Below are 9,334 nucleotides of genomic sequence, written 5' to 3'. Positions count from 1 at the left end.
CTTCCCGGCTAATATTTTTTCACGCGCCACCGCATCAGCTACCTGCAATTCATGACGCTGAATGTTTGAAATTGTCGCCATATTTGCTATCCCATACATTATATTATTTATTCGGTTTGGATGGTTGTTTTGTCTTTGGATTATTTTTCAAACCCGGCTTAGGGCGGCTTGCCAAGCAATTCTTTCAATCTGCAAAAATGCGCTCTGGCGGATAGATTGGTATAACCCACCGGCTGTGCTTCATTTTCTACCTGCACAAACATCGTCCCTTTAACACCAAAATTTTTCCCTGCCATCTTTTAGGTTTTCTATTGTATGTTTCCAACCAAACGTCTTGATCCGCAAACCGCTGAAAATCCTGTTTTTGACCAAGGGGCGGTCAATCTGGTGACCCCACTTCAAGCTGTACGCATGGGAGATCGGATCACTGACATCTAAAATGGTTGAGATTAACCTAGTTAAGCTAACGCAATCCTTCATGGTTAATGGTTCCAAATTTTGATGTTCCACCATAACTCTGCAGAACAGCTAAACGACCTTGCTGCCATGATTTGGATTAGCTTCAGCCTCTCTGGTTTAAAGAAGGCGCTAATAATTGTTGAATAGGTTCGATATTCTTCATTTCCGCCTGAAGATTAAATAAATTCCTCAGTAGCTTATCAGCTAAATATGTTAAACACTGCCCCTAACAAAAGGGCGGGCCATAAGCCTGAATATTAAGGATGATTGATGTGTGAGCACTACCATAATTTAATCGCCTTGGCAAGAAATTATTTTTTACCGTTTTTAATAAAATAACCGGTTAGAATTTAAGTTCTTTGGGCGAAGGAACCCACGAGGCAGAATAAGCATTTATGCAGAGATACCCATTAGATCAGAGACTTCGTGAATAGGATACCGAACCTATAATCCTAACAAACAAACATGTTAATGAAAATGACCCTTACGCAAATTTATGCTGATGCTACTGCTTGATGGCGATTGGTTCGGCAAGAACAGAAGGAATAGTTGCTTTCTTGGATAAACGGGCTGTTAAGGGCGGAATAATATAAAAAATCACGGCGACTGAGGAAACCGCCCCTCGACGGATGAGCCAACCTAAAACGCCTATAACGGCTGATGATGATGTTTTTTCGGTACCTTTTTGGTAATGGTCAATGTCAAGCCTGAAATGGTAATAGCCATGCCAACGATCCCCAACCAACCCAGATTTTCCCCCAAAATAATATAGGCATAAACCGTTGCCAACGGCGGTGTGACATAAAATAATACCGCAACTGAAGCCGCAGGGGCGTTATAAATCAACCAGGTAAGCAAAGTGATGGCAATGCCCGATAACACGACTGACATCCAAAATAGGGAAAAAACAAACTCTCCCGACCATTCAACCGGTCTTTCCTGCATCCAATAAACCCAAGGCCATATGACCAAGGATGCCGCAACCAACTGGATGACTTGTCCAGACCTTAAATCAATATTCCGGCAAAAACGTTTTTGGTATAAAGTCCCCAAAGTGATACCCAACAAAGCAAAAACTGCCAACGCAATCCCTTGAAAAGACACAATGGCTGCTTGTAGCCTAGGTTCAACAATAATAAAAATGCCTAAAAACCCAACCAGGAGGCCAATCCATGTCGTTGGGTGGTTTTTCCACCCAACATGGGGCCTGCCAAAACACTGGTAACGAGGGGTTGTAGGCCTGCAATAATCGCCACTATCCCCACCGGCACTTCTTGGGCAACCGCAGACCAGGAAGCACCCAAATAAACAGCATGGGTTAAAACACCGGCAACGGCCAAATGCCAGATAGTTTTAAGCTGCCGTGGCCAGCGGGCTTTCATGACCAAGGCAAAAATTCCCATAATCACAATGGCAATTCCCATCCGTATTAAAATAAAGGTAAACGGACCTGCATAGCGCAAGCCAATTTTGGCAACGATAAACCCCGTGCTCCATAACAGAACAAATAGAATGGAAAAAAATAAGTGCTGCTTTTTGATAGAAGCATCCGCAGGAGATTGACTACTGGACATCCGTATTCTTTCTAGCCAATATGGCGTATAATTAGTTTTTTTGGCAAAATTGCTCGTCTGCCTTTTTCAGTAAGGAACCCTTATATCTCATAGTTCAAAATTATGGGGATAGGATTAAAGACAACAAATTGGCTGAAACCTTTAAAAATGAAAAAGGGTTCATATCCGTGTCTAGTCCTAAGCGCATCCTATGGCGGGTTTCTTACGGTATCCTTATGCTGCCATTAATTTGCTGCACCGCATATATAGCATATTGGTGTATTGCTGCAAGCCTGATTGAAAAATATTGGCCAAAATTGCAGCCGCTTTTGCAAGCGAACGGATTCAAAGCGATAATGCCCCCCACTATCACGGTGAAGGGTTTGACAGCATCAAGTTAATTGCGACCGCCTGGCGCCCAATCGATGTCAAATTAATCATCCGAAATGCCCGGCAAGAAATAACCGTGAATGGGCAACGCTCGCTGGTTTCCGCCAATGCCACTATTTTCAGCTATTTGGGATTTGACGGTAAATTAAAAGTGCTGAAATCCATGCAACCGATATTGCCCTTAGTGCCCAAGCCGGTCAAGCAACGCCTTCCGTAACCATTAAAGAGGGACAAATTATCCTAACCCATTTTCCTAACCAGCCTGAATGGCTTGTTATTAGCCAGTTTCAAGTGATTAGCTTACCGATGGGTTTCCACCCCTTTCCTATCTGGCCCTATTCCCATTGTCATTTTATACGCTTCGGCCAAAGGCCCATGGCAGGGGAAGAATTTCTTGGAAAAATTGGTAAATTGGCAAAAATCCGCAGGAAAAATACTGATAGAAAACTTACTTGTCCTGACGCAGAAATGGAGCGTGGTGGCCAATCAAGTGGCCATTCAGTTGGATGAACAATTACAACCGCAAAGCGACGTTTATTTCCAGTTATATGGATATGATAATTTACTGCAAAGCTTTTTCCAAGTTGGTTCTTGGGATGAAGAAACGCAAAACAGGATCCAAGATACCAGCGAGCTTTTGGCAGCAGCCCAGGGCAATTTAGACAATAGTTTCATCGCCGTTAAGCTATCGATTGAAAACCAAATAATCAGCTGGGGACCCATTACTTTGTATCACTTGCAAAGGATTGATTGGTTTTATTTCCTAAGCCTCTTCCCCACAAAGATATTTTTGTAAAAACAGACCTTTCTGATCGCCCATATGGTCATAGGCCCCTATCTTTAACCCTGCCTTTAAAAGACAGGGGCCATTTATGTATTCCTCAGCTGACGCGGAAATTTTGGAACTGCCAGGGGTCGTTTAGATTTAAACCCTTTTCCCGGAATAAACGGTAATGCCCCTGCAGCGGTGTCCAATCTGTCCACACCCCCACTATTTTACCCAAATATGGCCGGCATATTTCGATGATTTCCTGATAATCCAAATGTTCCGGTTCTAATAAACCCAGTTCCGGATTCTTAATCAACCACATCGCCCCTGCCATCACTGGCGCGGCAATTTGCAAAGAGGTGGCACTGAATTTACCTTTTAACATTTGGCGTGCGGTCTGATGATCTAGAATGGAGCCAAACCACAAGCCGCCATGATCCCCGAGTAGCAAGGCGCCTAATTCATCCCCACCCTCGATAATTTCCTCATTTAACAAACGCTTATTAGGTTGCAATGTCCAGCTATCGCGCATGGCTACTTCACGCATACTGAGAACCGCATCGTTGCAGGGATGATACGCATAATATACCGTAGGCCGGTACATCACTTTTTCCCCTGCTTTAAAGTTAAATATTCACTCAGGCTAATAGCTTCGCCATGGGTAATGCAATAGGCCTTCATAGGCCCACTGACCGGTGTCCATGAATTCACTTGGGTAATCAGTCCTGGTTGCCCCAAATAAATGGAAGAACGTGATCCCACCCGGTGATGGAAGCCATCTTTTGGCATTTTCTTTTCATGTGTTCCCCAACCCATCTCAGCCGGTTGCATGCCTTCGCTGTAAAAGCCATCAATACTCCAAGTGTTCACAAACTCACCCGGGCGTTTAGGGCGATTGGCAATTTGGGTGTCATGCTCCGCCACCTGGATCACCTTAACCCCTAATTGCTGGGCTAAAGCGGCCCATGCTTGCTGGGTTTTTGGCTGATCCTTAAAGGCCTTTAGTTTTCTGCTGGCAATTTCAAGTAACCCGGCTTTAGCAAAATGGCTGATAAGCCCCGGATTAGCCCCATGGGTTAAAAGGGCGCTCATCGCAGGTTTACGCCATTTCTTTGCCCGCTGGATCGCCTCATAACGCAAATAATAGTTGCTGCGTTTGCTCACGGGGATTTTGGGGTTATCATAATACCCATCCCAAGGCTCAATGCAGGTATCTAAATATAATACCCGGTGTTTTTGGCACCAATCCATTAAATCGACAGAGCTGACATCCACGCTTAAGTTTAGCATAATATCGCCGCCGCCCACACGGTCATCAAGAACTTTATCCAGATTTTCCCGGTACAAAGGATTAACCAGATATTGAACGCCGCGCTGGACGTAAGGGGCGATGATATGGCTTTGGTCTTGCCCGTCAATAATGATGATGTTGCTTAAAGGCATATCAAAATTTTCTGCTATCATAGCCAAAGTACAGCGGCCAACGGACCCATATCCAATCATTATAATCCGGCCGTTAAAATTAAACTTAGATGTCATGATGAATGTCTCCCATTGTTTAGGAAAGTGTCAATAATAAGTAAAAGTGGTAAATGCAAGGAAAGAAGCACCCCTGGGTAAGGGGCATCCCGCCTATCCGTTGATAAGAAAAGCAATTGAGGAAGTTTTCTTATGAACCGTGTCCGGGATTACCCGGCCGATTGTCGAAGATGTTGATGGCGGCTTTGGTAGTCTTTTAGTTTTTGGACGACTGTTTTCATTTCCTCAGCCGTGCCGATGGTAATCCGCAAACAGTCCTGTAAGCCGTAAGCATCAAGGGGGCGGATAATAATGCCTTGCTGGTTTAAGTAGTTTTTGACGTCAAGGGCTTTTTGATTTCCGAGTTGCCTTTGTTGCGGTTGCTCCCCCTCCGAAAAACGTACCAACACAAAATTACCGGCGCTTGGCAATACCTGCAAACCCATCTCCAGCATGTGCTTGCGGAACCAAGGCAAATATTGCCGGTTGTGCTGACGCGCGCGCTCCACATGCGCTTCATCCTCCAAGGCCGCACAAGCTGCAGACTGGGCGGGGGCAGACAAGGTGAAAGGCCCACGGATACGATTAATAATGTCAATGACAGAGGGATGGGCATAAGCCCAGCCAACTCGTAAGGCCGCCAACGCATAAATCTTTGAAAAAGTCCGCAAGACAATGACGTTTTCGCTGTTGCTGGCTAATTGATAGCCCGCCTCATAGGTCTTATCATCCACATAATCCGCATAGGCTGCGTCCAACACCAATAACACATAGGGAGGCAATCCTTGATGCAGGCGACGGATATCGCTGGCTGCTAACATACTGCCGGTGGGGTTATTGGGATTGGCCAAGAAAACAATTTTGGTACGCGCATTCACAGCGGCCAAGATGTCATCCACTTGGGCCGTGAAATTTCTCTCAGGTATCATCACGGGTTTGGCGCCCACGCTGATGATGGTGATGGCATATTTCATAAAACCATATTGGCTGTAAATAACTTCATCCCCAGGGCCCGCATATCCTTGCGCAATTAATTCAATTAATTCATCGGAACCGGCGCTGCAAACAATCCTGTGCACATCCAATTGAAATTTTTTGGCAAGGGTTTCACGTAATAAGCGGGCAGATGGATCCGGATACCGATGTAACTGAGACGCAACCTTAGAAAAGGCTTCCATTGCCTTGGGGCTGGCCCCCAAGGCATTTTCGTTGGATGCCAAACGGATGGGGTTGGCATAGCCTGGTAATTTTGCCTCACCTGGAACGTAGGCAGATAAAACGTTTAAGCCTGGTCTTGCTGGAACTGTCATCGTTTATCCTCCCAATATTGTTATTATTATTGATAAAACGGGCTGTTGGTTCCCAAAGCCAATTTCAGACAATTGATACAGCATTGCCAACAACTTATCTAAGCCGACATCGAATGGCAACCCCTAATCCGCCATCAAGACAAGACATAGAAGATTGCTTGTTCATCCGGCAGGAATATCACAGATCAAAACATTTCACTGTTTTTCCATATGATGTGATGGTACATAAGATTTTCAGAATTTTGCAGGGGATTAGATCGTCCTAGAGCGCCTGATATACCCCCCCTGTTGCAGTTTTTAACAAACTAGGCCATCGTGGGGATGGATTATTTTAATCCCACGCTTCGACATTCATCTCTATTTTCAGGAGACTATCCAATGGTTGATACTTCCCATAAAATGAAACTGCGCACGTCCAGCACCACCCCTTACGGCCGCAAAGTGATGCTGGTTGCCCATGAATTAAAACTGGTTGATAAAATTGAAATAATTGCCCCGATCCGGGATAATTGGGTGCAAGGCATCGCCCCTGAAAATCCGTTGGGCAAGGTTCCAAGCTTAACCACCGCGGATGGCATGGTGCTTTATGATTCTATCGTTATTTGCGAATATTTGAATGACATGGCGCAAGGGAAATTATTCCCAACCAGCAGCCCTGCGAAATATCGGGCTTTGCGCTTGCATGCTTTAGCCGATGGTTTATTGGAAGCCGCTGTTGCCCAACGCATTGAAACCCACATGCGCCCAGCCAATTTACAATGGGCTGATTTTCTAACCCTGCAGCGGAATAAAGTACAAGGCAGCCTGAAAGCCGCCGAACATGAGGCTAAACATTTCAGTAAAGAACCAACGATTGGTGAATTTTCCTTGGCCGCCGCTTTGGGGTATATCGATTTCCGTTTCCCAACCGACAATTGGCACAAAGATTATGCAAAACTCAATGCCTGGTATCAGGAATTTAGCAAACGCCCATCGATGCTGGCCACTATCCCCAAGGATTAAATTTCGACACGATCCTATTCTATATTATTTGATGCGATCGCTATTCCCTTCGCTTTCTTTCTTCCTTTCCTAACCCGGGGAATTATAGGCGCGGTTGCCTTCATATCGTTCATACTCGACCGGCGCATTGAAAAATGCCTGGTATAAGAGATAGGATCTAAATTATCCCCCATAAATCCTACTTTTTGCCTTTTTTAAAGGAGGGGGGTTGGTTTTTGGAAAACAGGATTCAAAAAATACTTCTAAATTTTGCCGTAAATCCCCCCAATAGATTGACCGCGCCCCTTGTTTTAGGTTAGATATCCTCGAAATGTTATGATCTTTTTTGTAAGGTGTTTCGTGACCCCTGCTGAACTTTCTACAAAATCAGCGATGTCTTCTGAGACCCAGGTTCAAAAAATTCTCTTGCCTTATTCGTTCAAGCGCAGCAGCCTCAAATTTTTAGTTAGCTCTATTGTTGTCATCCTTATTTGCTTATTGCTGATGGACGCCATCGGCTGGTAGCTGGGGCCAAATCTTTGGGATGATTGGCGCATAGGGGATAATTGGACCGTTGACCGGCTGGGCAGCATTACCAAAGGCTCTTGTAAAAGCAAGTTCATTATGGCTTGTGATGCCCATTTAAGCACTAGCGATGGTCGAAATGCCGACATAGTTTATGTGTTTATTGATTTCCATTCGGGTGATTATGAAACGGATGTGTTGCAATCAAGGGAAAATCCCAACATCCTTTCAACCGATCTAGGGATTGAGAACTTGACCAGCCGGTTGATTACTTTCGGCCTGCTGCAGTTGGTATTTGTCGTGTCTATCGGGTTCTTGGTTCGCCAAATGGGCCGAACAATGAAAAACCGTCAAACGCAAGCTTTCGTCCTTCAGGGTAAACCAAAGATAAGACTGGTGCGAGTGGAGCCGGTAATCCTAAAGAACCAAAAACCAGGGAAAAGACTGTCTTTCACCTCGATTAAACAACTCAGAAAACCGCGTCATTTTTCTTTACTAGATAAGCCCCAAAATACCTATCAATATCAACAGATTGGTTATCTTTTCCAACCCTTTCTTTTTCAACCCAATCAAACAATTGGCTTGGCCGCTGTTAGTGCTGATAACCGCCAAGCAGTTTTAATCGATGAAAAGCTGGATTTTTTGGCAATTCCGAAAAGTGAGCTTCCAAAAATTCTCGCTGCCCTCCACCAACAAGCGGTGCCACAGCCCTCTTAAGCAAAGATTGCCAATTGTTTTGAGATTTTAAATAAGGGGCTGACCTACTAAATGTTCCCAATATCTAGGCCAGCCCCTTCTTTCTATCACTGCTACCCATTAACGGCTTGCCATCGATATATATTATCCACTTCGGTTGGGAAAGCGCTTATGGGTCGCCTTTAAAAGGCCCCTCTTTGGGTAAAGTGGTTATTGGTTTTTTAAACGGCGCAGGTTCTTTTCTGTCATGTCGGCAGTACATTTATCAAGTGATTTTTGGAAACGGGCTGGATCAGCTTTTTCCGCAGGTGAAGCCATCTGGTTACCCATCGCCACACAAAACTCACGGGCTTCACGGGCAACTTTCTCCTCAGGAGTTTCACTGCAAGCAGCACTAAGGAAGCCCAGTACCGTTACGAAAGATATGGTGGCTAAATTTTTCATGATTTTCTCCCTGTGTATCAATTTTTTTTAAATTCAATTATCTGACTTTACCTTATCCATCAGGCAAAACGACAAGATGTTGATCTAACTATTATATATATTAATATTGGCATCAAGCAAATTTTCGCCCATTTCAAAAAATTGCCCCTGATCTTGGTTAAAATGCAATACCGCAAGATTTGTCAAAAACAACTATGGTAGGGTTCTTTTATCATCCACTAAATAAAGGAACAAACAGATGCAAACCACCCAAAAAGATCCTATCCAAATTGTGGGTATTGAGCTGAAAACATCCAACGATGTTGCCCTTCAAACCATCCCACCTCAATGGCAAAAATTTTACCAAGAAGGGGTTTTAGAAAAAATTCCAAATAAAATTTCCCAGGATGTTTACGGCGTCTACACCCATTTTCGGCATATCGGGAAATATCAAGAATGCGCCTATTCCTTAATTATTGGCGCTGCGGTCAGTAAGGTTGGGAAATTACCCGCAGGTTTGGTTGCAACCATCATCCCCCCCTCAAATCGCCAAATATTTGCGGTGGTCGGGGGGCCTATGAAAGTTGGTGAAAAGTGGTTGGAAATTTGGCAACAACCCCTGAAAAGGGCATTTGTCGCTGATTATGAAAAATATCAACCATCCGGTGCTATTGATATTTTCATTGGCGTGAAATAACCATTAACTGTTT

Annotated in this window: 12 protein-coding genes and 1 pseudogene; 6 read left to right on the top strand and 7 right to left on the bottom strand. The window is 44.4% G+C overall.

What is annotated here, in order from left to right:
• Positions 1-158: 158 nt before the first annotated feature.
• From IPP67_04140 to IPP67_04125, 4 genes are all read right to left on the bottom strand, one after another.
• Positions 159-296 (bottom strand): hypothetical protein, encoded by a 138-nt coding sequence (locus tag IPP67_04140; protein ID MBL0338369.1) that lies wholly within the window; start codon positions 294-296, stop codon positions 159-161.
• Positions 271-513, bottom strand: coding sequence for a hypothetical protein (locus IPP67_04135; protein MBL0338368.1), 243 nt, complete (start codon positions 511-513; stop codon positions 271-273). Before IPP67_04135 ends, IPP67_04140 begins: the two co-directional genes overlap by 26 nt.
• A gap of 594 nt (positions 514-1,107) precedes the next feature.
• Complete coding sequence (locus IPP67_04130; GenBank protein ID MBL0338367.1) at positions 1,108-1,542, bottom strand: DMT family transporter; 435 nt, start codon at positions 1,540-1,542, stop codon at positions 1,108-1,110.
• Positions 1,543-1,604: 62 nt separating this feature from the next.
• Positions 1,605-2,033 (bottom strand): DMT family transporter, encoded by a 429-nt coding sequence (locus tag IPP67_04125; protein MBL0338366.1) that lies wholly within the window; start codon positions 2,031-2,033, stop codon positions 1,605-1,607.
• Between the two features lie 286 nt (positions 2,034-2,319).
• On the opposite strand from IPP67_04125, the gene IPP67_04120 reads away from it, so the two are divergent.
• Positions 2,320-2,619 (top strand): hypothetical protein, encoded by a 300-nt coding sequence (locus IPP67_04120; protein MBL0338365.1) that lies wholly within the window; start codon positions 2,320-2,322, stop codon positions 2,617-2,619.
• 177 nt (positions 2,620-2,796) lie between these two features.
• Positions 2,797-3,198, top strand: coding sequence for a hypothetical protein (locus IPP67_04115; GenBank protein MBL0338364.1), 402 nt, complete (start codon positions 2,797-2,799; stop codon positions 3,196-3,198).
• 85 nt (positions 3,199-3,283) lie between these two features.
• Here the strand turns inward: IPP67_04115 and IPP67_04110 are convergent.
• Both IPP67_04110 and IPP67_04105 read right to left on the bottom strand, forming a co-directional pair.
• Positions 3,284-4,710: pseudogene (locus tag IPP67_04110) on the bottom strand (saccharopine dehydrogenase NADP-binding domain-containing protein).
• A 149-nt stretch (positions 4,711-4,859) separates the two neighbouring features.
• Positions 4,860-5,999 carry a histidinol-phosphate transaminase gene (locus IPP67_04105; protein MBL0338363.1) on the bottom strand — a complete coding sequence of 380 codons (1,140 nt, stop codon included), beginning with the start codon at positions 5,997-5,999 and terminating at the stop codon, positions 4,860-4,862.
• 378 nt (positions 6,000-6,377) lie between these two features.
• Here IPP67_04105 and IPP67_04100 point away from each other — a divergent pair, with 378 nt between their 5' ends.
• The 3 genes from IPP67_04100 to IPP67_04090 all read left to right on the top strand — a co-directional run bounded on the left by IPP67_04100 (position 6,378) and on the right by IPP67_04090 (position 8,222).
• Positions 6,378-7,001: a glutathione S-transferase family protein gene (locus IPP67_04100; protein ID MBL0338362.1), complete on the top strand. Its 624-nt coding sequence runs from the start codon at positions 6,378-6,380 to the stop codon at positions 6,999-7,001.
• 339 nt (positions 7,002-7,340) lie between these two features.
• Positions 7,341-7,505 (top strand): hypothetical protein, encoded by a 165-nt coding sequence (locus tag IPP67_04095; GenBank protein MBL0338361.1) that lies wholly within the window; start codon positions 7,341-7,343, stop codon positions 7,503-7,505.
• A gap of 99 nt (positions 7,506-7,604) precedes the next feature.
• A complete protein-coding gene (locus IPP67_04090) occupies positions 7,605-8,222 on the top strand; it encodes a hypothetical protein (protein ID MBL0338360.1) in 618 nt (205 codons plus the stop codon).
• 189 nt (positions 8,223-8,411) lie between these two features.
• Here the strand turns inward: IPP67_04090 and IPP67_04085 are convergent, their stop codons facing one another.
• Positions 8,412-8,645, bottom strand: a complete 234-nt coding sequence (locus IPP67_04085; GenBank protein MBL0338359.1) for a hypothetical protein — start codon at positions 8,643-8,645, stop codon at positions 8,412-8,414.
• Between the two features lie 238 nt (positions 8,646-8,883).
• Between IPP67_04085 and IPP67_04080 the strand changes: the two genes are divergently transcribed.
• Positions 8,884-9,321, top strand: a complete 438-nt coding sequence (locus tag IPP67_04080) for an effector binding domain-containing protein (protein MBL0338358.1) — start codon at positions 8,884-8,886, stop codon at positions 9,319-9,321.
• The last annotated feature ends 13 nt before the right edge of the window (positions 9,322-9,334 follow it).

The sequence above is a fragment of the Rhodospirillaceae bacterium genome (assembly GCA_016722635.1).
Taxonomy (GTDB): domain Bacteria; phylum Pseudomonadota; class Alphaproteobacteria; order JAEUKQ01; family JAEUKQ01; genus JAEUKQ01.
This window is presented reverse-complemented; position numbering and strand designations above follow the sequence as displayed.